The following is a 23,703-nucleotide window of genomic DNA, read 5'->3' as shown; positions in this document are numbered from 1 at the left end:
ACTTCAAGGTCAAGCAAAAATAAGCCGCCTAGATGTCAAGGCCGTGACGGTGTGTCCCGCTTCGGCCAGCCCAGGCGTAGGTGGGTGGTTGTGTGCCGCGCCCGATGGTTTGATGCGCCGCAACAATTCCAATTCTAGGGAAGCCAGGTTTAATGTCAAGCGCATTTTGTGCGTTGCACAAAAATATTGGGCCGCTGTGCTGGTATTTGTGCCGCAGCAGCCATTTTGGCTAGGCGGCGAGGTGCGGTGAGCGGTGCTACCATCGCGGATTCCCTCGCTGTACGGCTGGCCGCCGCCTGCGAAACCGACAAGACGTGAACAGAACCGCACAGGCCGATCCATGCTTGCCTTCTACGCCGACCATTTCGTGTTGCCGCTGCCGCCGGGACACCGTTTCCCGATGCGCAAGTACAGCATGCTGCGCGACACAGTTGCAACCCAGATCCCTGGCTTGCGCCTGGCCGAGGCGCCGCGCGCCGGCGACGATGCGCTGCTGCTGGCGCATACGCCGGAATACGTCCAGGCCGCTTCCGATGGCACGCTGGATGCTGCCCGCCAGCGCGAAATCGGCTTCCCGTGGTCCGAAGCCATGGTCGAGCGCTCGCGGCGCTCCGCCGGCGCCACCATTGAAGCGTGCCGGGCAGCCTTGCGCGAAGGCATTGCCGTGAACCTCGCCGGCGGCACGCACCACGCGTATGCCGACAAGGGTGGCGGCTTCTGCGTGTTCAACGACGCGGCCATCGCGGCGCGCGTGCTGCAGCGCGACGGCGACGTGCGCCGCGTGGCGGTGGTCGATCTCGACGTGCACCAGGGCAACGGCACGGCGTCGATCCTGCAAGGCGATCCCTCTGCGTTCACGCTGTCGCTGCACGGCGAGAAGAACTATCCGTTCCGCAAGGAAGCCAGCGACCTCGACGTCGGGCTGCCGGACGGCTGCGACGACGACGCCTATGCGCATTCGTTGCAGGTGGCGCTGGATACGCTGTTCAGCCGCTTCGCGCCCGACCTGCTGATCTACCTGGCCGGCGCCGATCCGCACGAGGGCGACCGGCTCGGGCGGCTCAAACTGACCTTCGCTGGTTTGGCACGGCGTGACCGGCTGGTATTCGACGCCGCCATGGCGCGTGGCCTCCCGGTAGCGGTGGCGATGGCCGGCGGCTACGGTAACCAGATCGAAGACACGGTCGCGGTCCATGCGCAGACCGTGCGCCTGGCCGCGCAATACCATGCCCGCCACGGCGTGCTGGCGGCGGCGTCATGAGCGCCGCCGCAGAACCCGGCCGCACGGCCGATGCCGCCGCCCGCCGGACGGCATGGGTGGCGGCGATGCCGTGGCTGTTCGTGCTGATCTGGAGCACCGGCTTCATCGTCGCCAAGTACGGCATGCCGTACGCGGAACCGATGACATTCCTGTTTCTGCGCTTTGTCGGCGTGCTGGTGCTGATGGTGCCGTTCGTGCTGCTGGCCGGCGTGCCGTTGCCGCGCGCGGCGGGCACGGCGCATGCCGACTGGCGCATGGTCGGCCATCTTGCCGTGGCGGGCTTGCTGCTGCAGGCCGGCTACCTCGGCGGCGTGTGGGCGGCGATCAGGCTCGGCATGCCGGCCGGCGTGTCGGCGCTGATCGCAGGCATGCAGCCGATCCTGACCGCGCTGATCGCCGCACGGCTGGGCGAGCGCATCAGCGGGCACCAGTGGCTGGGCTTGCTGCTGGGCATCGCCGGCGTGGCGCTGGTGGTGGCCAACAAGCTCGGCACCAGCGCGCTGACGCCGGCAGGCCTGGCGCTGGCGGTCGGCGCGCTGATCAGCATTACCGTCGGCACCGTCTACCAGAAGCACTTCTGCCCGGTGTTCGACCTGCGCATGGGATCCGTGATCCAGTTCGGCGCCGCCGCGCTGGCCTGCCTGCCGTTCATGTTCCTGTTCGAGACCCGCGAAGTGCAGTGGACCGCCGCCATGATCGGCGCGCTGGCGTGGTTGGTGGTGGCGTTGTCGATCGGCGCCATCTCGCTGCTGTTCCTGCTGATCCGCCAAGGTGCGGCGACCAGGGTGTCTAGCCTCATGTATCTGACGCCACCGACCACCGCCGTGATGGCCTGGCTGCTCTTCGGCGAACGCTTCCCGCCGCTCGCCGCCGCCGGCATGGTGCTTGCTGCGTTAGGCGTGGCACTGGTCATCCGCAGGTAGCGCTGGTGCGTTCGTGTTGCGGTTGCGAACGCGTCAACAGTTGCCCTGGCGCACTCCGATTCCACTTTCCGTTCCTGCCCAGTTCCTTCCTCGCCCCATGAAACCACAAGCCGAGCCGCGCAGTGCCTATCCGTACTTCCAGCCGATCACGACGCGTTGGATGGATAACGATGTCTATGGCCACGTTAACAACGTTGTCTACTACAGTTATTTTGACACCGTGGTGAATACCTACCTGATCCGGCAGGGGGCGCTCGATCTCGAGTCGGGCAAGACCATCGGGCTGGTGATCGAGACGCAGTGCAATTACTTCTCGTCGCTCAGCTTCCCGGAGACCGTGGTCGCAGGCTTGCGCGTCGCCAGGCTCGGCACGTCGAGCGTGCGCTATGAGGTCGGCCTGTTCAGCGGCGACAACGAGGTTGCCGCCGCGCAGGGGCATTTCATCCACGTCTATGTCGATCGCGCCACGCGCCGGCCGGTACCGCTGCCGGCGCCGCTGCGCGAGGCGCTGCTGCCGCTGGCGGTCGCAGGCGCGCAAGGGTGAGGGCGGGGCGATGGAGACGAACAAGATGTCCCTCGAGATGCAACCGGGTTCGCAGGACGCCGTGGCGTGTGTGGATCGCGCGATCCTGACGCGGCGTTCGGTGCCGGCCTTTCTCGATACGCCCGTGCCGCGCGAGACCGTGGAAGAGATCCTGGCCGTCGCCAGCCGCGCCCCCTCCGGCACCAATACGCAGCCTTGGCGGGTCTATGTCCTGTCGGGCGAGGCCAAGGCAAAGCTGTGCGCCGATGTCCTTGCCGCTTACGACGACCCTGAGCGCGATGCCAAGTACCTGGAGGAATACCCGTACTATCCCCGCGAATGGGCCAACCCGTACCTGGCGAGGCGGCGCAAGGTGGGCTGGGACCTGTATGGCCTGCTTGAGATCAGCCGCGAGGACAAGGCGCGCATGCATGAGCAGCACGCGCGCAATTTCCGTTTCTTCGATGCGCCGGTGGGCATGATCTTCACCATCGATCGCATCATGGAGCAGGGCAGCTGGCTCGACTACGGCATGTTCCTGCAAAGCATCATGGTTGCCGCGCGGGGGCGCGGGCTGGATACCTGCCCGCAGGCGGCGTTCACGCAGTTCCACAAGATCATTGGCAGCCATTTGCTGCTGCCACCCGAAGAAATGGTGGTGTGCGGCATGTCGCTGGGGTTTGCGGATCCGGACGCGCCGGAAAACCGCCTGGCCACCGAACGGGAGCCGGTAAGCGGGTTTGCGCGTTTCCTCTCATAGAGAGGTTTGTATCAATGTGTAACGATTGCTGCCGATATAGAGAGCGAAATGCCGTACTGGCCGCAATTGTTACTGGGGTGAGCAAGGCGGAGCGAATGCAGTTCGTTTGCGAACGTGACCTGAGGTCAACTTTTTCCACCATGTGGAAATGTTTGCAAATCGAACTTTAAGGAGCGTCTGTAAGTCTTTAATCTTGCTAACAATTTCTTAATTTCCTACACTAGCGCCATTCCTGATGCGCTGAACGAATCATGTTTCGGTCTGATTCCATTTTTTCCAGATTCTTCGGCTCCACGCCCTTGTCCGCCGTTGCCGCCGCGGTGCTGGTGTCGGTGTCGATGGTTGCAGCTCCCGTCGCTGAGGCTGCCAGCAAGTCTGCAAGTACGCAAAAAGCGTCTAAAAAGCAGGCAACTACCGCTAAAGTCACCAAAAAATCCGCTTCCAAGACTGTGTCCGCGAAGTCGCGCAGCAGCAGGGTCGCCAGGAGTGAAGCCGGTTCCGGCCGCAAGGTGATCGTGCTGAAAAACGGCAAGCGCCAGGTCGTGGCCGCGCATCGCGCCGCGCCGGTGCGCGCCGTGTTCACGCCGGCCAAGCCGTCGCTGGGCGAGGCGATGGGGCTGCGCGATACCGAAGACGCACTGGCGCTGCGCTCCAGCGTGGCGCTGGTGATGGACCAGGGCTCCAACGAGGTGCTGTTCCAGAAGAACGCCTCGGCCGTGCTGCCGATCGCCTCGATCACCAAGCTGATGACCGCGCTGGTGGTGATGGACGCGCGCCTGCCGATGGACGAGGTGCTGACCATCACCGAGGACGATCGCGACACCGAGAAGCACAGCAGCTCGCGCCTGCGCTTCGGTACGCAGCTGACCCGCCAGGAACTGCTGCTGCTGGCGCTGATGTCGTCCGAGAACCGCGCCGCCTCGGCGCTGGGCCGCCACTATCCGGGCGGGCTGCCGGCTTTCGTGCAGGCGATGAACCGCAAGGCGCGCGAGCTGGGCATGAACGACAGCCATTTCGTCGACTCGAGTGGCCTGTCGAGCAGCAATGTGTCGAGCGCGATGGACCTGGTGCGCATGGTCAATGCCGCGTACCGCAACCCGACCATCCGCGAGTTCTCGACCCAGACCGAGCATGAAGTCAACGTGATGGGCCGCACGCAGCACTATGTCAGCACCAACCGCCTGGTGCGCGGCGGCAACTGGGAGATCGGCCTGCAGAAGACTGGCTTTATCTCCGAGGCAGGCCAGTGCCTGGTGATGCAGGCGCGCGTGCAGGGCCGCAACGTGGTGATGGTGTTCCTGGATTCGGCGGGCAAGCTGTCGCGTTTTGCCGATGCCAACCGGGTCAAGGACTGGCTCGAGCATTCGCCGTCGCAGCCGCACGGCTTTCCCTCTTCCCCTAACCTGACGCAGCGCCCGGGCGGCGCGCACGCGATCCTGGCTTCGCAGCAGGCTCGCGGCATCTGATCGCTGACCTGCAATGAAAACGCGCCGGAGCCCGGCGCGTTTTTTTTGCCAGCGCGACAGCGCTCAGAGCAGCTTGCCGGGGTTCATGATCCCGGCCGGATCGAACACCGCCTTGATCTCCCGCATCAGCCGCAACTCCAGCGGATCCTTGAGCGCCAGGAAGGCATGGCGCTTGAGCTGGCCGATGCCGTGCTCGGCGCTGATGCTGCCGCCGTAGCGCATCACTTCATCCAGCACCGCGTCAGTGACCGCATCGCCATGGGTCGCTGCCCAGTCCCTGGTGGCGCCGGCCGGGCGCGACAGGTTGTAGTGCAGGTTGCCATCGCCGAAGTGGCCGAAGACAAAAGGCCGGATCGCCGGGTCGAGCGCGCGCAGGCGGCTTTCCATTGACGTCATGAACGCCGGGATCTGCTCGATCGGCAGCGACACGTCGTGCTTCAGGTGCGGGCCATCGGCGCGCTGCGCTTCGGAGATTTCCTCGCGCAGTTTCCACATCGCCTGCAACTGCGCCAGCGATGCCGAGACCGCCGCGTCCAGGCACAGTTCGCGCTCCAGCGCTTCGCCGATCACGCGCTCCAGCAGCGCGTTGAGTGCGTCCTCATCCGTGGTGTCCGCCAGTTCCACCAGCACATAGGCCGGGTAGCGCTGCGCGAACGGTTCCTGCACGCCTTCCGCGTGCACCAGCACCAGGTCCAGGCAATCGCCGGTAAAGAACTCGAACGCCTGCAGGCGCGCGCCGCATTGCGCGAACAGCAGTGCATACAGTTCCAGCGATTGCGCCGGCGAGGCAACCGCCGCCAGTACCACGCTGCGCGTATCGGTGCGCGGGAACAGCCGCAACGCCGCCGCCGTGATCACGCCCAGCGTGCCTTCCGAGCCGATCAGCAGCTGCTTCAGGTCGTAGCCGGTGTTGTCCTTGCGCAGCGTGCGCAAGCCGTTGAACACCTCGCCGTTGGGCAGCACGGCTTCCACGCCAAGTACCAGTTCGCGCGTCATGCCGTAGCGCACCACGTTGACGCCGCCGGCATTGGTGGCAAGGTTGCCGCCGATCTGGCACGAATCCTCGGCCGCCAGCGAAAGGGGCAGCAGCCGGTTGGCTTCCTGTGCGGCACGGCGCAGGTTGCCGAGGATGCAGCCGGCTTCGGCCACCATGGTATTGGCGATGGTGTCGAGCGAACGTACCGCGTTCATGCGGTCCAGGCTCAGCACCACGTTGGCGGCCTGCGCGTCGGGCGTGGCGCCGCCGCACAGGCCGGTATTGCCGCCGCGCGGCACCACTGGTGCCGCTGCCTGCTGGCACAGCGCCAGTGTGCGCGAGACTTGTTCCACATTGCGCGGACGCACTACTGCCTGTGCCTGCCCGCGATAGATGCCGCGCCAGTCCGACAGCCACGGTGCGATGTCGTCCGGGTTGGTCAGGACAGTGTCGGCACCGAGCGCTTCGGTGAGGCGTTGGGCGAGTTGAGCGGTTTGCATGTTGTTCCGTGTTTCCGTGGTGTCAGGACTGTGCGAGGGACGGGGTGGCGGCACGCGCGCGCAGCGTCAGGCCAAGACGCCGCGCCGCGTTCTGCAGGTGGGTGACCGCCGCGCTCCGGGCCGCTTCGGCGTCGCCGCGGCGGATCGCGTCGACGATGGCTTCATGCTCGCCATGCACGCCTTCGGCCAGCCCAGGCTGGCGCAGCGTGTTGGCGCGCGCGGTGGCGACCGCCTGGTGCAGCTGCAGGTTCAGGTACTGCAGCAACTGGCGGTAGTACGGGTTATGCGTCGCCGCGGCGATGCCGATATGGAAGGCCGCGTCGATATCGGCTGCCGGCTGCCCGTCGTAGAGGTGGGCATGCAGCCGCTGCAGCAGCCCTGCCAGCGCGGCGATGTCGTCATCGGTGCGGCGCACCGCCGCCAGTGCGGCCGCGGCGCCCTCCAGGTCGATGCGCAGGTCATACAGGTCCGCCAGGCCGGCGGCGTCGATATCGGGCTCGCGCGGCAGCTGGAATCCCGCCGCGCCGGTGCGCGAGCGCACGGTGCAGCCGACACCCTGGCGCGTCTCGACAAAGCCCTGCGAACGCAGATGCTCGGTGACTTCGCGTATCACCGCGGCGCTGACGCCGTACTGCTCCGAGAGCTGCTTGCCGGTCGGCAGCCGGGTGCCGACCGGGTACGCGCCGCTTTCGATATCGGCGCGCACCTGGCGGGTGACCTGTTCGGTGAGGGTGACGGCACGGGTTCGCATGGGGGGCGATTATAAGGTTTGCTGGTTATCTGAAAACTAAGGGTAAACGTTAGTGTTGAGCCTGATTCTGATATGTCCGGCGCCGGATGCAAAAAAAACGCGCGGGGCGCCATCGCTGGCGGCCCGCGCGTCGTGGCGCTGGCGGAACGAAGCTGCGCTCAGGCAGCGGCTTCTGATACGTAGCCCATGCCGCGCGAGATCTGCAGCGCGGTTTCCTTCAGGTTCTGCAGCCAGCTGTCCTGGAGCCGGTCGGCCGGGGCAGACAGTGACAGGCCCGCCACCAGCCGGCGCGAGTCGTCGTAAATGCCGGCGGCAATGCAGCGCACGCCCAGTTCCAGCTCTTCGTTGTCGCGGGCATAGCCGTTGGTGCGGACCCAGTTCAGCTCGCGCTCCAGCTTGGTCAGGTCGGTGATCGAGGTCCGGGTATGTCCGGCCAGCCCGGTGCGGGTGGCGTAGTTGCGAACGCGCGCCGACTCGTCGGCGGCCAGGAACAGCTTGCCGACCGAGGTCAGGTGCAGCGGCGCACGGCCGCCGATGGCGCGCACCACCTGCATGCCGGAGCGCTCGCTATAGGCGCGCTCGATATACACGATCTCGTCGCCCTGTCGCACCGACAGGTTGACCGTCTGCCCGGTGACGCGGTGCAGCGCGCGCATCGGCGCCAGCGCGGCGTCGCGCACCGACAGGCGCGCCTTGACCAGGTTGCCCAGTTCCAGCAGGCGCATGCCAAGACGGTAGCTGCCCGGATCGGAGCGATCGACGAAACGGCAGGCCACCATGTCGTTAAGGATGCGGTGGGCGGTCGAGGGGTGCAGGCCTGTGGCCAGCGACAGCTCTTTCAGGCTGACCGGGTCGGCGTGCTGGGCGAGGGCGTCCAGCAGCGTCATCATGCGCTCGATGACCTGGATGGACGTCTTGCCCGGTGACTTGTCTGCTTCGGACATAGCTAGGAGAGAGAAATGTTGCTTTGCGGCATTTTTATGCGTTTGCCTGATTCTATCTCGCATCGTGAAAATTTCAATAGGTGAAATGACATTACCGTAAGAATCCTGGGGTGATGTCATCCGGCAAAGTGATCTGATTTGCACCGGATTCAATGCGGCGATGAACCGTTTGTGCGCCACGCGCGGTCCAAGGCGCGCATAATTGCGGGGTTTTTGGGGTCTGGAGAAGCCAACAATGCGAGTCGGTCTGTTCGCCACCTGCCTGGTGGACCTGATGCGTCCGGAGATCGGATTTTCGGTGCTCAAGCTGCTGGAAGCCGCCGGCTACGAGGTCATGGTGCCCGAGGCGCAGACCTGCTGCGGCCAGCCGGCGTACAACTCGGGCGAGCGCGCCGTCTCGCGGGATCTCGCCGAGAAATTCCTGCGCGAGTTCGAGATGTTCGACTACATCGTGGTCCCGTCGGGAAGCTGCGGCGGCATGATCAGCCACCACTACGGCGACCTGCTGCGCGACGATCCGGAATTGAACGGCCGCTATGCGCGCCTGCGGGAACGGGTGTACGAGCTGACCGATTTCCTGGTCAACGTGGCGCGCGTCGAGACGCTGCCGTCCAGCTTTGCCGGGCACATTACCTACCATGACTCCTGTTCCGGCTTGCGCGAGCTGGGTATCAAGCAGCAGCCGCGCGAGCTGCTGTCGCGCCTGCCCGGCGTGCAGCTGACCGAGATGAAGGACTGCGAAGCCTGCTGCGGCTTCGGCGGCACCTTCTCGGTCAAGTACGGCAATATCTCGACGGCCATCGTCGACGAGAAGTGCGCCAACATCAAAGCCAGCGGCGCTGGCGCGGTGGTGCTGGGCGACCTCGGCTGCATCCTCAATATCGAAGGCCGGCTGCGCCGCACCGGCGACAGCCAGACCCGCGTGCTGCATATCGCCCAGGTGCTGGCCGGCGACGCCTGACCACGAGAGACGCCACGATGCAAGTCCACAGCATGGAATTCAAGGCGCGCGCCGGCCAGAAGCTGGCCGACCAGCGCCTGCAGCAGAACCTGAAGAAGCTCTCGACCAAGTTCGTCACGGCACGCGCCGATGCCATCCGCGACATCGACTTCGACGCGACGCGCGAGGCGCTGAAGGAACGCCGCAACCGCGCGCTCGAAGACCTCGACGTCTGGCTGGCGACGTTCGAGCAGAACGCTACCAGGCGCGGCGCCACGGTGCTGTTCGCCGAGACCACCGCCGACGCCGCGCGCCTGGTCGCCGAGATCGCGCAGAAGCACGGCGTGAAGAAGGTCATCAAGAGCAAGTCGATGGTGACCGAGGAAATGCGCCTGAACCAGGTGCTGGGCGAGATGGGCGTGCAGAGTATCGAGACCGACCTCGGCGAGTACATCCTGCAGATCAACGACTCGGAGCCGCCGTCGCACATCATTGCGCCGGTGGTGCACAAGGACAAGGACGAGATCGCCGACCTGTTCGCCAAAGTCCACCACAAGCCGCGCCTGACCGACATCCCGGAGATGACCCGCGAGGCGCGCGAAGTGCTGCGCCCCGAATTCCTGAGCGCCGACATGGGCGTGACCGGCGGCAACTTCATCATCGCCGAGACCGGCTCGGTGGCGGTGGTCACCAACGAAGGCAACGAAGGCATGTGCACGGTGATGCCGCGCGTGCACGTGGCCGTGACCGGCATCGAGAAGGTGTTGCCGACGCTGGAAGACCTGGCCACGGTCATGCGCCTGCTGCCGCGTTCGGCCACTGGCCAGGCGATCTCCAACTATTTCTCGCTGCTGACCGGCCCGCGCGCCGAAGGCGAACGCGACGGCCCCGATCATATGTACTTCGTACTGGTCGACGGCGGCCGCTCGGGGCTGATCGGCGGAGACTTCCAGGAGATGCTGCGCTGCATCCGCTGCGGCGCGTGCATGAACCATTGCCCGGTCTACCAGAAGATCGGCGGCCATGCCTATGGCTGGGTCTATCCGGGGCCGATGGGCAGCGTGCTGACGCCCAGCTACGTAGGCCTGGCGAATGCGGTGGACCTGCCGCAGGCGGCGACCCTGTGCGGCGAGTGCAACCGGGTCTGCCCGGCTTCTATCCCGCTGTCGGATCTGCTGCGCAAGCTGCGCGAGAAGCAGATGGAACGCGGTCTGCGGCCGTGGCAGGAGCGGTTTGCGCTGAAGGCCTGGGGCTACGTGGCGAAGCGGCCCGACCTGTATGCCTTTGCCACGCGCATCGGTGCCTGGCTGCTGGGCCGCATGGGCGGCGGCAACCGGCTGATCACCAGCCTGCCGATGGCCGGCAAGGGCTGGACCGAAACCCGCGACATGCCGGCCCCGTCGGGCCGCACGTTCCGCGAACTCTACAAGGAAAGGAGGGCGCGTTCATGAGCGCAGCCAACACGGAAACGCTGGCGCGCATGCGCGCCGCACTGGACCAGCACGTTACCGGGTCGATGCCCGCGCAGGAACTCGTGCGCGCATGGCGCGATGCCGGCAGCGGGCTGACGCTGCCTCCTGTCTATGGGCAGGCGATGGAAGAACTGCTGCGCAGGCTGGAGATGTCGGCAGTGTTTGCGCAGGACAGCTGCTCGTTCTCGAGCAGCGCGGTGACGGACCAGCTGGCGCGCTGGCTGGACAAGGCGGCAACGGCCTGAGGCCGCAACGCTTCGCCGGGGCCCTTCAGCGGCCCCTTCCGCGCAACGCTTCATCATCCCTTCAGCGTCTCCACGAATTCCAGCGACAGCCGCGACAGCGGCTCCGCCTGCACAAAGCCCCCGCCACACAGGCCCGCTCGACCTGAACCTGCATGCCGGGCCGGTCGCCAGCGTTGCCGAACATCTCGTGCCAGCAGGCTCGATCCCTTCAAAGACCGCCTTGACTTCGCCAAGCGACCGCCTCGCTTGCGCGCAGGTTCATTTTCGTGGGATTAACCTGATGTTAAGGGTGGCGGACATATAAGCATATGACAGTCAATGGCGCCATACCTAAACTGGACTCCATCGATACACCACACACACTGATCTGGAGGGCGGCGACCGTATGGCTGATATTCATCTTACCTACCTCAACGGCCGGGACATTGCGCGGCTGGAAATGACCGACGCCGAAATCATCGAGGCGGTGGAGCAGGCACTGGTCGCGCAGGGCAACGGCCAGACCGTGATCGAGCCGCGCGTGCACCTGATGCCGGATCCCGCCTTCAACGGCCACTTCAACGTGCTGCGCGGCTACGTGGCGCCGCTGGGGCTGGCCGGCGTCAAGGTCGTCGGCGATTTCGTCGACAACTACAAGCTTGGCCTGCCTTCGGAGATGGCCATGCTGAACCTGTTCGATCCGCGCACCGGCATGCCGGTAGCGGTGATCGATGCCACCTTCATCACCGATGCCCGCACCGGCGCGCTGACCGCGCTCGGCGCCAAGCACCTGGCACGCCGCGACAGCAAGGTGCTGGGCCACATCGGCGCGCGCGGCACCTCGTACTGGAACGTGCGCCTGCTCGACAGCCTCTATGACTTCGACGAGATCCGCGTGCATTCGCGCCGGCCGGAAAGCCGCAATGCCTTTGCCGCGCGGCTGGAGCGCGATCTCGGCAAGAAGATCGTCGTGACCGAGGACTGGGAGTCGTGCGTGCGTGGCGCCGACATCGTGGTCGAGGCCTCGCGCCTGGAACGCCCGACGCCAATGCTCAAGACCGAATGGATCAAGCCCGGCGCGTTTGTGGTGCCCTACGGCACCATGAGCGCGGTCGAGTTGTCGCTGACCGACATCATGACGAGGATGGTGGTGGACGACTGGGGGCAGTGCAAGGGCGGCATGTTCGGCTCGCTGCGCGCGCATGTCGAAGCGGGCAAGCTGTCGGAACAGACGCTATACGGCGAACTGGGCGAGATCGCCGCCGGACGCAAGCCGGGCCGCCAGAGCGACGACGAGACCAACCTGTTCTGGCACCGCGGCCTGTCGCTGAGCGATATCGCGCTGGGACACGCCATCCTGAAGAAGGCCGGGCAGCGCGGGCTGGGCCAGAAGCTGGTGTACGCATGATCGCCAATGCCCGCATGTACGCGGTAACGCCGCAGGCCGAAGGGGCATGGCGCGCACTGCTGGCGCGCGTGTCCGAGCGTGCGGGCGTGGCGTTGCCGTATGTCGGGCATCCCGCGCCAGAGCCGATTAACGCGCTGTGGGCGAGGCAGGACTGCGGCTGCGTGTTCATGTGCGGCTATCCGTACGCGAGCGCGCCGGTAACGCCGCAGTTGCTGGCCGCGCCGGTTCCGTCGCGGTCGCGTTACGACGGACGGCCAGTGTACTTCACGGAGTTCATCATGCGCGCCGATGCGCCGGCGCAGTCGCTGGCGCAGACTTTCGGCGGGCGGCTGGCATGCATGTTGCCTGAGTCGAACTCGGGCTATAACGCGCCGCGCCATTACCTGATGCGGCTGGCACCGGCGGGTACGCGGGCGCTGTACCGGCCCGCTGCGATGGTGACGCCAACGCCGAGCGAGGTCATCGGTGCCGTGCTTGCAGGCGATGCTGAGGTGGGGGTGATCGACAGCTATGTGATGGACCTGCTGCGCCGCTATGCCCCTGGGCTTGTTGCGCAACTGAAGACGCTGGCGCTGACGCCGCCCGCACCGATCCCGGTGCTGGTCGCATCGGCGGGAGCCGATCCGCAGCAGTGTGCGCGCGTGCGCGCGGCATTGCTGGGCATGCATGAGGATGCCGCGGGCGCCGCGCTGCTGGCCATGCTGGGGCTGGCGCGCTTCGCCGCGGTGCAACCCGCCGACTACGCCTGCCTGCCCGCGATGGCGAACGAAGCGGATCTGGCGAGCTTTGCGCTGACCGATCCCGCGGCCGGAGAGCGGGGCACGGGCTAGGCAACGCGTCGGACCGCACACGGCCATTGGCGAGAACAAGACTGCCCGCGCGGTGGAGGAGCCATAGCCTGATTACTGCCAAATTGGGGAAACCGTCATGAAATTCGCTGTAAATGCTGCTTTGAATCCTTTCATGAATCCTGACATCCGGCGCCTTGCCACGCAGTGCCTGTTCGCTTGCGCGGCAGCCTGCGCGACATGGTTCGGCGCAGCGGCGGCGCATGCCCAGCCGCCGGCGTATCCCGCCAAGCCGGTGCGCATTGTGGTGCCATTCGCCGCCGGTGGCCCGGCCGACGTGCTGGCGCGCGCCGTCGGGGAAGGCGTTGCCAAGGCCACCGGCCAAAGCGTGCTGGTCGAGAACAAGGCCGGCGCCGCCGGCACCATTGGTGTCGACATGGTGGCCAAGGCCGCGCCCGATGGCTACACCCTCGCGCTGGTGCCGGTCGGCAATATCGCGGTGAATCCCACGCTGATGCCGAACCTGCCTTACAAGCAGTCCGACCTGGCGCCGGTGGCGATGCTCGCCACCGCTGAAAACGTGCTGGTGGTCAACGCGGCCACGCCTGTCAGGTCGCTGGCGGATCTGCTCAAGCTTGCCGCGCAGAAGCCCGGCGAACTGAGCTTCGCCTCGCCCGGCGCCGGCAGCCAGGCGCACCTGGCCGGCGAACTGCTGCAGCTCGATGCCAACGTCAAGCTGAACCACGTACCGTACAAGGGCGTGAGCCCCGCCATAACCGATGTGGTCGGCGGGCAGGTGACGATGATGTTCGCCCAGCTGTCGGCGGCACTGCCTTACATCAAGGCCGGCAAGCTGCGTGCCTTGGGCGTGGCCAGCGCCCAGCGCTCGACGGTGCTGCCCGATGTGCCGACGATCGCGGAGCAGGGCTTCCCGAAGTTCGAGGCGGTGTCATGGTATGCGTTGATGGCACCGGCGGGTACGCCGCCTGAGGTCGTGCGCAAGCTCAGCCAGCACGTCGACGCGGTGCTGGCCGATGCGGTGCTGAAGGAAAAGCTGGCGACGCTGGGGATGGAGGCGGCGGGCGGTACGCCGCAGCAGCTGGCTGCGGCCATCCAGAAGGAGAGTACGCGGTGGGCGGGAGTGATCAAGCAGCGCCGTATCACGATCGACTAGCCGTCGGTTCGCCAGGCCAAAGAAACGGGGAGCCGAAGCTCCCCGTTTCTTTTTGCGCCAGGGGTTTCACCCCAGCAACAGCGCATCATCATCCAGCTGCTCATGCCGCGTCTGCTCGAACATCTTCAGCAGGTCCGGCACATCCAGCCCCTTGCGCTTGTCACCCGAAACATCCAGCACTACCTGCCCCTGGTGCAGCATCACCGTGCGTTGGCCATAATCCAGCGCCTGGCGCATGCTGTGCGTCACCATCATCGTCGTCAGCCTGCTTTCCTCGACGATGCGCGCGGTCAGTTCCAGCACGAACGCGGCGGTCTTCGGGTCCAGTGCGGCGGTATGCTCGTCCAGCAGCAGGATGCGCGACGGCTGCAGCGATGCCATCAGCAGGCTCACCGCCTGGCGCTGGCCGCCGGAGAGCAGGCCGATGCGGTCGGTCAGGCGGTTTTCCAGCCCCAGGTTCAGCAGCCGCAGCTTCTCGCGGAAGAGCTCGCGCGAGGCGCGGTTCAGCGCCGGGCGGAAACCCCGCTTCGCGCCGCGCGCCATCGCCAGCGCCATGTTCTCCTCGATGGTCAGCGCCTCGCAGGTGCCGGCCATCGGGTCCTGGAACACGCGCGCCACCAGGTGCGCGCGGTCCCAGGCCGGCTGGCGGGTGACGTCGGTGTCATCGATGGTGATGCGGCCGGAGTCGACCATCTGGTCGCCGCTGATCGCATTCAGGAAGGTCGACTTGCCGGCGCCGTTGGAGCCGATCACGGCGACGAACTGGCCGCTGGGGATTTCCAGCGTGAGGCCGCGCAGCGCGCGGGTCTCGATCGGAGTGCCCGGGTTGAAGGTGAGCTTCAGGTCTTGTGCGCGCAGCATCTCAGGCACCTCCGTTCTTGCGGGCAAACAGCTTCTTGCGCGTGGCCGGCAGCACCAGCGCGATCGTCACCAGCGCGGCGGTGACCAGGTTCAGGTCCTGCGCCTTCAGGCCGATGAAGTCGCTGTTCAGCGCCAGCGCAATGAAGAAGCGGTACAGGATGGCGCCCAGCACCACGGCCAGCGTGGTCCAGATCAGGCGACGCGCCGGCAGCACGGTTTCGCCGATGATCACCGCGGCCAGGCCGATCACGATGGTGCCGATGCCCATCGAGATGTCCGAGCCGCCCTGGGTCTGCGCGAACAGCGCACCGGCCAGTGCCACCAGCGCATTGGACAGCGCCATGCCGGCCAGCGTAGCGCGGCCGGTGGGGATGCCCTGCGCCCGCGCCATGCGCGGATTGGCGCCGGTGGCGCGCATCGCCAGGCCCAGTTGCGAGCTGAAGAACCAGTCCAGGCCGAGCTTGGCGATCACCACCACGATGAACAGCACCAGCGGACGCAACACATAGTCGGGCATCCATTCCGGCTGCAGGATGGTGAACAGGGTCGGCTCGGTGATCAGCGGCACATTCGGGCGGCCCATGATGCGCAGGTTGACCGAGTACAGCGCGATCATCATCAGGATACTGGCGAGCAGGTCCATGATCTTGAGCCGGACATTGAGCCAGCCGGTGATCCAGCCTGCCAGCGCGCCGGCGGCGATCGCCACCACGGTCGCCAGGAAGGGATCCTGGCCGGCCGCGATCAGCGTCGCGGCAACGGCGCCGCCCAGCGGGAAGCTGCCGTCAACGGTCAGGTCGGGAAAGTTGAGGATGCGGAAGGAAATCAGCACCCCGAGCGCCACCAGGCTGAAGATCAGGCCGATCTCCAGGGCGCCCAGAAGGGAAAAAAGGGACATGGGGGAATCCTGTTGCGGGGGCCGGCGGCTACCCTGGCGCCGGCTTTTGGGGCGGGCAGCGCTGCCCGTGTGGGGCTGCCTGCCGCCTCGCCCTGTCATGCCCTGCCGGTCCGGATAGGACCGGCGGGGCGCCCTCCGTCCAACGACGGCAGGGACGGGCTTGCCGTGATTACTTGATGACCGTCTTGGCTTCCTTGATCAGCTCCGGCGACAGCGTGGCGCCTTGCTTGGCGGCGGCGCCCGTGTTCACGAACAGCTCCAGGTTGTCGCTGGTCTGCGAAGCGATCGCACCGGGCTTCTCGCCCTTCAGGATGCGCACCACGACCTTGCCGGTCTGGTGCCCCAGGTCGCCGTAGTTGATGCCCAGCGCGGCCACGGCACCACGCTTGACGCTGTCGGTGTCGGCCGCCACCAGCGGGATCTTCGATTCGTTGGCGACCTTGACCAGCGACTCATACGCCGACACCACGTTGTTGTCGGTGTTGGTGTAGATCACGTCGACCTTGCCGATCAGGCTCTTGGCGGCCGGGCCGATGTCCACGGTGCGCGGCGCGGCGGCTTCCTTCAGCGTCAGGCCTTCCTTGGCCAGCAGCTCCTTCAGTTCCTTGACCACCACGACCGAGTTGGCCTCGCCCGGGTTGTAGACCATGCCCACGTTCTTGGCCTTGGGCACCACACGCTTGATCAGGGCGACCTGCTTGTCCAGGGGCAGCTTGTCCGACACGCCGGTCACGTTGGTGCCCGACGGCGACCAGCTCTTGACCAGCTGCGCGGCGACCGGATCGGTCACGCCCGAATACACCACCGGCACCGTCTTGGTCGCGGCGACCACGGCCTGGGCCGACGGAGTGGCGATGGCAACGATGGCGTTCGGGTTGTCGCCGACGAACTTGCGGGCGATCTGCGCCGCCGTGCCGGTGTTGCCCTGGGCGCTCTGGTATTCCCACTTCAGGCTCTTGTCGGCGTCATAACCGGCGGCCTTCAGCTCGGCGCGCACGCCGTCGCGGATTGCATCCAGTGCAGGGTGGTCGACGATCGACAGCACCTTGACGGTCTGGGCCTGCACGGCGCCGCCGTACAGCAAGGCCAGCGCCACGGCGCCGCCCAGGATCGACTTGGTTGCTGCGAGACCCTTGATGGACTTCATGCTTGTTCTCCCCCGAAAGCTCGGTTCTGGATTGGATGCGGCCGCGGATGGTTCGGTCCGCTGTCCTGGCGCACCCGCGCATGGGCGGGCGGTGCCGGTCCGCGGCGGGCGCAAGGGCTTCCTGCGGCGGGAGGGAGCGTGCGCGGACGCGTCGGATGCGACAGCGATAAGCCTGCGAGGATACCACTTCTCGCGCACGAAATGCGTAGTCATCATGCCGATTGAGAGCATCCGATGCTGTCGGAAGCCTGCAATCGGCCATCGGGGCGCATATTATTGCGCGGGATTCGTGATTTGCCTGTGGATTACCCCGATTGCGGCGATCCGATCTTCATGCAATTGCGCATCCCGGCTTCGAGGTTTTCCTCGAGTTGGATCGCGTGGCCGCCCCCGGGGGGCGGATAAGCGTCAGCGGCGCAGCGCCGCGGCGCAGTCGCGCACCAGCGCCGGGCCGCGGTAGATCAGCCCGCTGTAGACCTGCACCAGCTTCGCGCCGGCGTCGATCTTGGCGCGCGCATCCGCGCCGCTGAAGATGCCGCCCACGCCGATGATCGGCACCGCGTCGCCGACCACGGCGTGCAGCGCGCGCACCACGCGCGTGGAGGCCTCGAACACCGGGCGCCCCGACAGGCCGCCGGCTTCCTCGGCATGCGGCAGGCCCTTGACTGCCTCGCGCGAGATGGTGGTGTTGGTGGCGATCACGCCGTCGATCTTGTGGCGCACCAGCGCGTCGCCGATATTGCCGATCTGGTCGGCGTCGAGATCCGGTGCGATCTTCAGCGCCAGCGGCACATAGCGCTTGTGCTGGTCGGCCAGGCGCCGCTGCGCGTCCTTCAGCGTAGACAGCAGGCTGTCCAGTTCGCTCGCGCCCTGCAACTGGCGCAGGTTCTTGGTGTTGGGCGACGAGATATTGACCGTCACGTAGCTTGCGTGCGGATAGACGCGCTCCAGGCAGTACAGGTAGTCGTCGTTGGCGCGCTCGATCGGGGTGTCGGCGTTCTTGCCGATGTTCAGCCCCAGCACGCCGCCCTCGGCCTTCCAGCGCGACGCCTTGACGTTGGCGACAAAGGCATCGACGCCGCCGTTGTTGAAGCCCATGCGGTTGATCAGCGCATCCGCCTGCGGCAGCCGGAACATGCGCGGGCGCGGGTTGCCCGGCTGCGCGCGCGGCGTGACCGTGCCCACCTCGATAAAGCCGAAGCCGAACGCGGCCAGCCCGTCGATATACGCACCGTCCTTGTCCAGCCCGGCTGCCAGCCCGACCGGGTTGGGAAAGCGCACGCCCATCACGGTGCGCGGATCATCCGCAATCTTGTTGCCGAGGCAGCCGGCCAGGCCCATGCGGTGGGCGCGCAGCAGGTTGTTCAGCGTGAAATGGTGGGCGTCCTCGGCATCCATCGAGAACAGGGCGGGGCGAAACAGGGGGTAGAGCGCGTTGAGCACGGGGCAGCCGGCCGGCGGGGCCGTCACAGAGTGAATTCCAGCCCGGCATTGTAGCGGCTGGGCCGCTTGCCCGGTGGCGGGCTACCCCTGCGCGGAAGGCGTCTCGGGGGTGTCGGGGGCCGCGGGCGCGGCGTCCTTTTCCTCGAAGGCGTGCCAGTGGTTGCCGGTCAGTACCTGTAGCGGCTGGAAGCGTGCCTTGTACGCCATCTTGCGGCTGTCTGCGATCCAGTAGCCCAGGTACAGGTGCGGCAGGCCGAGCGCATGGGTCTGCTGGATCTGCCACAGGATGTTGAAGGTGCCATAGCTGGCATTACGCTCGAGCGGGTCATAGAAGGTGTAGACCGACGAGAGACCGTCGTCCAGCACGTCGATCATGCTGACCATGCGTAGCCGGCCGGCCTCGGGCGATCCCGGCGGGTCGCGGAACTCCACGAGGCGCGAATTGACGCGGCTCTGCAGCAAGAACTGCTCATACTGGTCGCGGCTGTCCTGGTCCATGCCGCCGCCGGCGTGGCGCATCGACTGGTACAGCAGGTACAGCGAATAGTGCTCTTCGACGTAGGTCAGCGGCGCCACCAGCGCCTGCAGGTGCTCGTGCCGCCGCCACGCGCGGCGCTGCGATCGGTCGGGCGTGAACTGGTCGACCAGCACGCGGCATGGCGTGCACGCGTGGCAGTCGTCGCAATACGGCCGGTAGGTGAAGATGCCGCTGCGCCGGAAACCGGCGCGCACCAGCCGCGAATAGACGTCGGCGTTGATCAGGTGCGCGGGCGTGGCGACCTGCGAGCGCGCCATGCGGCCTTCCAGATAGCTGCAAGCGTAGGGCGCCGTGGCGTAGAACTGCAGCGCAGAGAGCGGTAGTTCCTTCAGCTTGCTCATGACTCTGGGGGCTCCGGGCGGGACGATGCGGGCGAGGGGGCGGACGGGCGGTGAGCGGTGGCGGCGTCCTTCCCTGGATTCAACCGGCTGGCGCGGCTGGTGTCCCGGCCCAGCGCTCCAGCACCGACTTATCGAACCGCCACGGGCTGATCGCGGGCTGCACCGCCGCCGCGCGCACATGTGCCACGAATTGCGCGCGGGGGATCGGGCTGGCGCCCAGCGAGGCCAGGTGATCGGTCTCCTGCTGGCAGTCTATCATCGCCACGCCGTGGTTGCCGAGGAAGGCGCACAGCGCCGCCAGCGCGATCTTGGAGGCGTCGGTGCGGTGCGCGAACATCGACTCGCCGAAGAACATCCGGCCCAGCGCTACGCCATACAAACCGCCGACACGCTCGCCGCGATACCAGCTCTCCACCGAATGCGCCATGCCGTTGCGATGCAGCGTGCCATAGGCGGCAATGATGTCGTCGGTGATCCAGGTGCCGTCCTGGCCATCGCGCGGCGTGATGGCGCAGGCGCGCATCACGGCCAGGAAATCGTCATCGACGCGAATTTCCCAGTCGGCATCGCGCAGCACACGGCGCAGCGTCTTGCGCAGTGTCACCGACACACGCAAGGCATGCGGCGCCAGCACCATGCGCGGGTCGGTGCTCCACCACAGCACCGGCTGGCCGCTCGAATACCAGGGAAAGATGCCTTGCCGGTACGCCAGCAGCAGCCGCTGAGGCGACAGGTCGCGGCTCGCCGCCAGCAGCCCCGGCGCATCCGAATCGGCGCCGAGCGCCTGCTCCACCGGCGGAAACGGGTCGTGCGGATCCAGCCAGGCGATCATGCGGGCTGTGCCGGGAGTTGTGCTGCGCGCGCCGGCCGGGCGCTCAGGGCGTGACCGTGGCCCGGCTGGTCAGCGGGCGCATGGGCTTGTCGATATCCAGGCTATGCAGCCGGAAGCTGCCGTCCTGCAGCCGGCCGGCGGCGCGGTCGGCAAAGAAGCAGCGCAGCGTGTGGATCACGGTCGGGAACGCGAGTTCGTCCCACGGCACGTCGGCTTCTTCCACCAGCTTGACCTCCAGGCTTTCCTCGCCCGGCGCGATGTCGAGGTCGTCCAGCGTGGCCAGGTAGAACAGGTGCACCTGGTGCACATGCGGCACATTCAGGATCGAGAACAGCTCGCCAACCTGCACGCGCGCGCCAGCTTCTTCCAGCGTCTCGCGCGAGGCGGCTTGTGCGGTGGTCTCGCCGATTTCCATGAAGCCGGCCGGCAGGGTCCAGAAGCCATAGCGCGGCTCGATCGCGCGCTTGCAGATCAGGATCTTGTCTTCCCAGACCGGAATCGTTCCCACGACATTGCGCGGGTTGACATAGTGGATGGTGCCGCAGCTGTCGCAGACACTGCGCGGCCGGTTGTCGCCATCAGGCACACGCAACACGACCGCATGGCCACAGTTCGAGCAGAATTTCATGAGGGGCGTCCGGGAGGAATGGCGAAAGTGTATCACCCTCGCGAAGGGCGCCGGGGCGGGCCAGCAGGGTAGTGCGATGCGGTCGGTTGCATGCGGCACGGATGATGCCCTCGGCGTTTGTGCGGAGCCTGTGCGAAGCGGCGCGGCCAAAACAAAAAACCCGCCAGCGGCGGGTTTGTCTGTCGGACGGATCGGATGACTTGCAGTGTCCAACCGCATCATCAAGCGGTTGGTTGCGGGGGCAGGATTTGAACCTGCGACCTTCGGGTTATGAGCCCGACGAGCTGCCAGACTGCTCCACCCCGCGTCCGTCGAAGAGAAGATTATAGGGCACTTGGTTGCGCATTGCAACACCTGATTCGAAATATCATCAGGCACGGCGACAACCCTCATGCCACAACGATTAGATCGCCGCGTGCGCGAACAGGTTCAGCCCGCGCCGGGACTATCGCTTGTGCGCTGCCACAGCGTAGCGGCGAACTCGAAGCTGTCGCGCTGCTGCAGGTCGTCGCGCTGCCAGATCACGCGGTCGCGGCGCACGGTCAGCATCCAGGTGGTGGTCGCCAGTGGCTGCGGGTGGGCGAAAGCGCGCGGCGTCAGCACCGCGCCGCACAGGCCGCGGAGCGGGTCGCGGACCGAAGCGTAGCGGATCATGCCAAGGCCGGCTTCGCGCGCGATGCGGCCGAAGGCCTGGCAGGGCTCATGTTGGTCGGGGTCGGTCCAGGTGTCGCGGTCACGGTCGAAGGGCGGGGCGTCGAGCGCCACGCCGTCGGTGGCGATGCGCACTTCGAACAGCGTCTGCGCGCGCGCGTCGATGCGTGGCAATGCCGGGCTGTCGTTGAGGAAGCGCCAGCGCCAGTAGCCCAGTTCCGCGCAGGCGGTGCGGATCTCCGCGGCGCCGTAGAACACGCCCGGGTCCTGGGCGGCGCGGAAGCGCGAGCCCCAGGGGGATGGCGGATAGCGAAAAGGGGTGAACAGCAGGTAGTGCAGGTGGCGTGCCTCGATCGGCACGGCGGGTTTGCCGGCATCTAGCACGGCTTCCAGCACAGCCTGTTCTTCGAGGCTGTCGACCAGCGGCATGGTGGAGACAACGTGCTGGGCTTCCACCGCCCGCCACAGCGTGAGCGCGAACTGCCGGCGCTCAGATGCGACCGCGGGTGGCGTCCAGGTAGTGAACGACACGGACCAGACCTTCCGTTGTGCGGATCATTTCGATGGGCTTGCCGCCGAGTGCCAGGTTTTCATGGGTGAGCCACAGCCGCGCCTGGTCGCCATGGCCGAGGATTGCATCCAGCGAGCGGAACAGGCGCACGAACAGAACGCCGAATTCCCACTCCTTGCGGTGGGCATCGAGCACATAGCCGCCGGATGCCATGCGCGATACAGAAGCCGTGCTGATGCCGAGCACACTCGCTACCACCGCCTGGCTGATGCCGAGGAAGCTGGCGGCGCGCATGACCGCCTTGGTCAGCGTGGTGCCGGGGTCGGGGCCGCCGGCGGGGTCTGTTTCCGGGATCCGCCTGGATTGCATCGCCTTGCTCCTGTTTCTTGAGAAATATTATAGGCGAACGATTTCAGAAGGGAAGCGTTTGGCGCAAAAAGCGCCGGCCCGCCGGATTCTGGCGGGCCGGCATCGGTTAGACAGGCGTGCAGGCTAATAGGTCTCGATATGCAGCCGGCCCTCGGCTTTCATGGTGGCTTCCAGTTCGGCCCAGTTGCGGCCGGCACCGGCGCAGACCGCGTCGAAGGCGGCCAGCACGCCTTCCTCCATCCCTTTGAGGCCGCAGATGTAGACATGGCCGTTCGGGTCCGTGAGCAGGGCGGCCGCGGCATCGGCGGCCTCGCGGATCGCGTCCTGCACATAGCGGCGCGGCGCATCGGGGTCGCGCGAAAAGGCGAAATGGATGTCGAGGAAATCCCTGGGCAGTTTGAGCAGCGGGCCGAAGTAGGGCAACTCATTGGCATTGCGAGCGCCGAAAAACAGCATCCGGCGCCCGCGGAAGTGCGCCAGGTTGCGGCGCATGCGCTCGGTCATGGCGCGCATGGGGGCAGAGCCGGTGCCGGTGCAGATCATCATCACGCTGGCTTCGGCGTGGTTCGGCATCAGGAAGGTGGCGCCGAACGGGCCCACCACCTGCACGGTATCGCCCTTGGCCAGATCGCACAGGTAGCTGGACGCCACGCCGCGCACCGGCCGGCCGGCATGGTCCTGGTCGACCCGCTTTACCGTCAGCGCGAGGTTGTTGTAGCCGGGGCGCTCGCCGTCGCGCGGGCTGGCCACCGAGTACATGCGGATGTAGTGCGGCTTGCCGGCGGCGTCGGTGCCCGGCGGCACGATGCCGATCGACTGGCCTTCCAGGATCGGGAAGAAGTGGGTGCCGAAGTCCAGCACGATATGGTGGATATCGCTGGACGCGTCCTCGGCGGTGAGCCGATAGTTGCCGGCCACCGTCGCCGTGACCGGGGCGCGCACGCCGTGCAGGTTCACATACGGGTGTGCCGCCGACCAGGGCGCGCGCGGCGAGGTGTGGCGGCTGGTTTCCACCGATTGGATCGTGACTTCAGGCGCGGCCGGCGCCGCGGCCGCGGCACCTTCGATCGCGGTATCCAGCTCAGGCAGCGGCACCTCGGCCGGCAGTTCGTCCCACAACAGCTGTGCCTCGATGGTATAGGCGTCGCCGCGCAGCATGGTGCGCCAGTTGTCGATGGCGCCGGTCGGGCACGGCGACAGGCAGGCGTTGCAGCCGTTGCAGACGTCGGCCTTGACCACGTAGTTGCGGTCGTCGTGGGTGATGGCGTCGATCGGGCAGGTGTCTTCGCAGGTATTGCAGCGGATGCAGATTTCCGGGTCGATCAGGTGCTGCTTGATGATGTCGGGGGCGCCCATCGCTTATCTCCGGTATCT

General features: G+C 66.5%; 24 protein-coding genes and 1 tRNA gene. 11 read left to right on the top strand and 14 right to left on the bottom strand.

Annotation, left to right across the window (positions count from 1 at the left end; translation table 11 throughout):
* The first annotated feature begins 340 nt into the window (after positions 1–340).
* The 5 genes from K309_RS0117870 to pbpG all read left to right on the top strand — a co-directional run bounded on the left by K309_RS0117870 (position 341) and on the right by pbpG (position 4,933).
* Positions 341–1,261 (top strand): histone deacetylase family protein, encoded by a 921-nt coding sequence (locus K309_RS0117870; protein WP_029047700.1) that lies wholly within the window; start codon positions 341–343, stop codon positions 1,259–1,261.
* Positions 1,258–2,184, top strand: coding sequence for a DMT family transporter (locus tag K309_RS0117865; protein WP_029047699.1), 927 nt, complete (start codon positions 1,258–1,260; stop codon positions 2,182–2,184). The genes K309_RS0117870 and K309_RS0117865 overlap by 4 nt, the downstream gene beginning before the upstream one ends.
* Positions 2,185–2,281: 97 nt before the next feature.
* On the top strand, positions 2,282–2,728 hold the full coding sequence (locus K309_RS0117860) for an acyl-CoA thioesterase (protein ID WP_029047698.1): 447 nt from the start codon (positions 2,282–2,284) through the stop codon (positions 2,726–2,728).
* A gap of 25 nt (positions 2,729–2,753) precedes the next feature.
* Positions 2,754–3,467, top strand: coding sequence for a nitroreductase (locus K309_RS0117855; protein ID WP_156914390.1), 714 nt, complete (start codon positions 2,754–2,756; stop codon positions 3,465–3,467).
* A 251-nt stretch (positions 3,468–3,718) separates the two neighbouring features.
* On the top strand, positions 3,719–4,933 hold the full coding sequence (pbpG, locus tag K309_RS0117850; protein ID WP_156914389.1) for a D-alanyl-D-alanine endopeptidase: 1,215 nt from the start codon (positions 3,719–3,721) through the stop codon (positions 4,931–4,933).
* Between the two features lie 63 nt (positions 4,934–4,996).
* Here pbpG and K309_RS0117845 read toward each other — a convergent pair whose 3' ends face one another.
* The 3 genes from K309_RS0117845 to K309_RS0117835 form a co-directional block, all read right to left on the bottom strand.
* The gene (locus K309_RS0117845; protein ID WP_029047695.1) at positions 4,997–6,409 is read right to left on the bottom strand and encodes an FAD-binding oxidoreductase; all 1,413 of its coding nucleotides are present in this window, start codon (positions 6,407–6,409) and stop codon (positions 4,997–4,999) included.
* Between the two features lie 22 nt (positions 6,410–6,431).
* Positions 6,432–7,160, bottom strand: coding sequence for a FadR/GntR family transcriptional regulator (locus K309_RS0117840; RefSeq protein WP_029047694.1), 729 nt, complete (start codon positions 7,158–7,160; stop codon positions 6,432–6,434).
* A gap of 158 nt (positions 7,161–7,318) precedes the next feature.
* A complete protein-coding gene (locus K309_RS0117835) occupies positions 7,319–8,104 on the bottom strand; it encodes an IclR family transcriptional regulator (RefSeq protein WP_029047693.1) in 786 nt (261 codons plus the stop codon).
* 235 nt (positions 8,105–8,339) lie between these two features.
* On the opposite strand from K309_RS0117835, the gene K309_RS0117830 reads away from it, so the two are divergent.
* The 6 genes from K309_RS0117830 to K309_RS0117805 all read left to right on the top strand — a co-directional run bounded on the left by K309_RS0117830 (position 8,340) and on the right by K309_RS0117805 (position 14,110).
* A complete protein-coding gene (locus tag K309_RS0117830; RefSeq protein ID WP_029047692.1) occupies positions 8,340–9,065 on the top strand; it encodes a (Fe-S)-binding protein in 726 nt (241 codons plus the stop codon).
* 17 nt (positions 9,066–9,082) lie between these two features.
* Positions 9,083–10,495 carry a LutB/LldF family L-lactate oxidation iron-sulfur protein gene (locus tag K309_RS0117825; protein ID WP_029047691.1) on the top strand — a complete coding sequence of 471 codons (1,413 nt, stop codon included), beginning with the start codon at positions 9,083–9,085 and terminating at the stop codon, positions 10,493–10,495.
* Positions 10,492–10,761 carry a hypothetical protein gene (locus tag K309_RS0117820; RefSeq protein ID WP_029047690.1) on the top strand — a complete coding sequence of 90 codons (270 nt, stop codon included), beginning with the start codon at positions 10,492–10,494 and terminating at the stop codon, positions 10,759–10,761. The genes K309_RS0117825 and K309_RS0117820 overlap by 4 nt, the downstream gene beginning before the upstream one ends.
* A 385-nt stretch (positions 10,762–11,146) precedes the next feature.
* On the top strand, positions 11,147–12,148 hold the full coding sequence (locus K309_RS0117815; protein ID WP_029047689.1) for an ornithine cyclodeaminase family protein: 1,002 nt from the start codon (positions 11,147–11,149) through the stop codon (positions 12,146–12,148).
* Positions 12,145–12,978, top strand: coding sequence for a phosphate/phosphite/phosphonate ABC transporter substrate-binding protein (locus K309_RS0117810; RefSeq protein WP_029047688.1), 834 nt, complete (start codon positions 12,145–12,147; stop codon positions 12,976–12,978). Before K309_RS0117815 ends, K309_RS0117810 begins: the two co-directional genes overlap by 4 nt.
* Before the next feature lie 133 nt (positions 12,979–13,111).
* Positions 13,112–14,110: a tripartite tricarboxylate transporter substrate binding protein gene (locus tag K309_RS0117805; RefSeq protein WP_035877802.1), complete on the top strand. Its 999-nt coding sequence runs from the start codon at positions 13,112–13,114 to the stop codon at positions 14,108–14,110.
* Between the two features lie 66 nt (positions 14,111–14,176).
* Here K309_RS0117805 and K309_RS0117800 read toward each other — a convergent pair whose 3' ends face one another.
* The 11 genes from K309_RS0117800 to boxA form a co-directional block, all read right to left on the bottom strand.
* Entirely contained in the window at positions 14,177–14,971 is a 795-nt protein-coding gene (locus K309_RS0117800) for an ABC transporter ATP-binding protein (protein ID WP_029047686.1), read from the bottom strand.
* A gap of 1 nt (position 14,972) precedes the next feature.
* Positions 14,973–15,869, bottom strand: a complete 897-nt coding sequence (locus K309_RS0117795) for an ABC transporter permease (protein ID WP_029047685.1) — start codon at positions 15,867–15,869, stop codon at positions 14,973–14,975.
* Positions 15,870–16,038: 169 nt separating this feature from the next.
* On the bottom strand, positions 16,039–17,016 hold the full coding sequence (locus tag K309_RS0117790; RefSeq protein ID WP_029047684.1) for an ABC transporter substrate-binding protein: 978 nt from the start codon (positions 17,014–17,016) through the stop codon (positions 16,039–16,041).
* A gap of 408 nt (positions 17,017–17,424) precedes the next feature.
* The gene (locus K309_RS0117785; RefSeq protein ID WP_029047683.1) at positions 17,425–18,459 is read right to left on the bottom strand and encodes a quinone-dependent dihydroorotate dehydrogenase; all 1,035 of its coding nucleotides are present in this window, start codon (positions 18,457–18,459) and stop codon (positions 17,425–17,427) included.
* An 81-nt stretch (positions 18,460–18,540) separates the two neighbouring features.
* A complete protein-coding gene (locus K309_RS0117780) occupies positions 18,541–19,338 on the bottom strand; it encodes an arginyltransferase (protein WP_029047682.1) in 798 nt (265 codons plus the stop codon).
* 79 nt (positions 19,339–19,417) lie between these two features.
* Positions 19,418–20,170, bottom strand: coding sequence for a leucyl/phenylalanyl-tRNA--protein transferase (gene aat / locus K309_RS0117775; protein WP_029047681.1), 753 nt, complete (start codon positions 20,168–20,170; stop codon positions 19,418–19,420).
* Between the two features lie 43 nt (positions 20,171–20,213).
* Positions 20,214–20,798 (bottom strand): NUDIX hydrolase, encoded by a 585-nt coding sequence (locus K309_RS0117770; protein WP_029047680.1) that lies wholly within the window; start codon positions 20,796–20,798, stop codon positions 20,214–20,216.
* Between the two features lie 230 nt (positions 20,799–21,028).
* Positions 21,029–21,105, bottom strand: a tRNA-Met gene (locus K309_RS0117765).
* A 122-nt stretch (positions 21,106–21,227) separates the two neighbouring features.
* On the bottom strand, positions 21,228–21,980 hold the full coding sequence (locus K309_RS0117760; RefSeq protein ID WP_029047679.1) for an RES family NAD+ phosphorylase: 753 nt from the start codon (positions 21,978–21,980) through the stop codon (positions 21,228–21,230).
* Entirely contained in the window at positions 21,940–22,329 is a 390-nt protein-coding gene (locus tag K309_RS0117755) for an MbcA/ParS/Xre antitoxin family protein (RefSeq protein ID WP_029047678.1), read from the bottom strand. The genes K309_RS0117760 and K309_RS0117755 overlap by 41 nt, the downstream gene beginning before the upstream one ends.
* Positions 22,330–22,452: 123 nt before the next feature.
* On the bottom strand, positions 22,453–23,685 hold the full coding sequence (gene boxA / locus K309_RS0117750) for a benzoyl-CoA 2,3-epoxidase subunit BoxA (protein ID WP_029047677.1): 1,233 nt from the start codon (positions 23,683–23,685) through the stop codon (positions 22,453–22,455).
* Between the last annotated feature and the right edge of the window lie 18 nt (positions 23,686–23,703).

Origin of the sequence: Cupriavidus phytohabitans (assembly GCF_000426345.1) — a bacterium.
GTDB lineage: Bacteria > Pseudomonadota > Gammaproteobacteria > Burkholderiales > Burkholderiaceae > Cupriavidus.
Note: the sequence above shows the minus strand (reverse complement) of the source record. Positions and strands in the feature narration are given on the sequence as shown.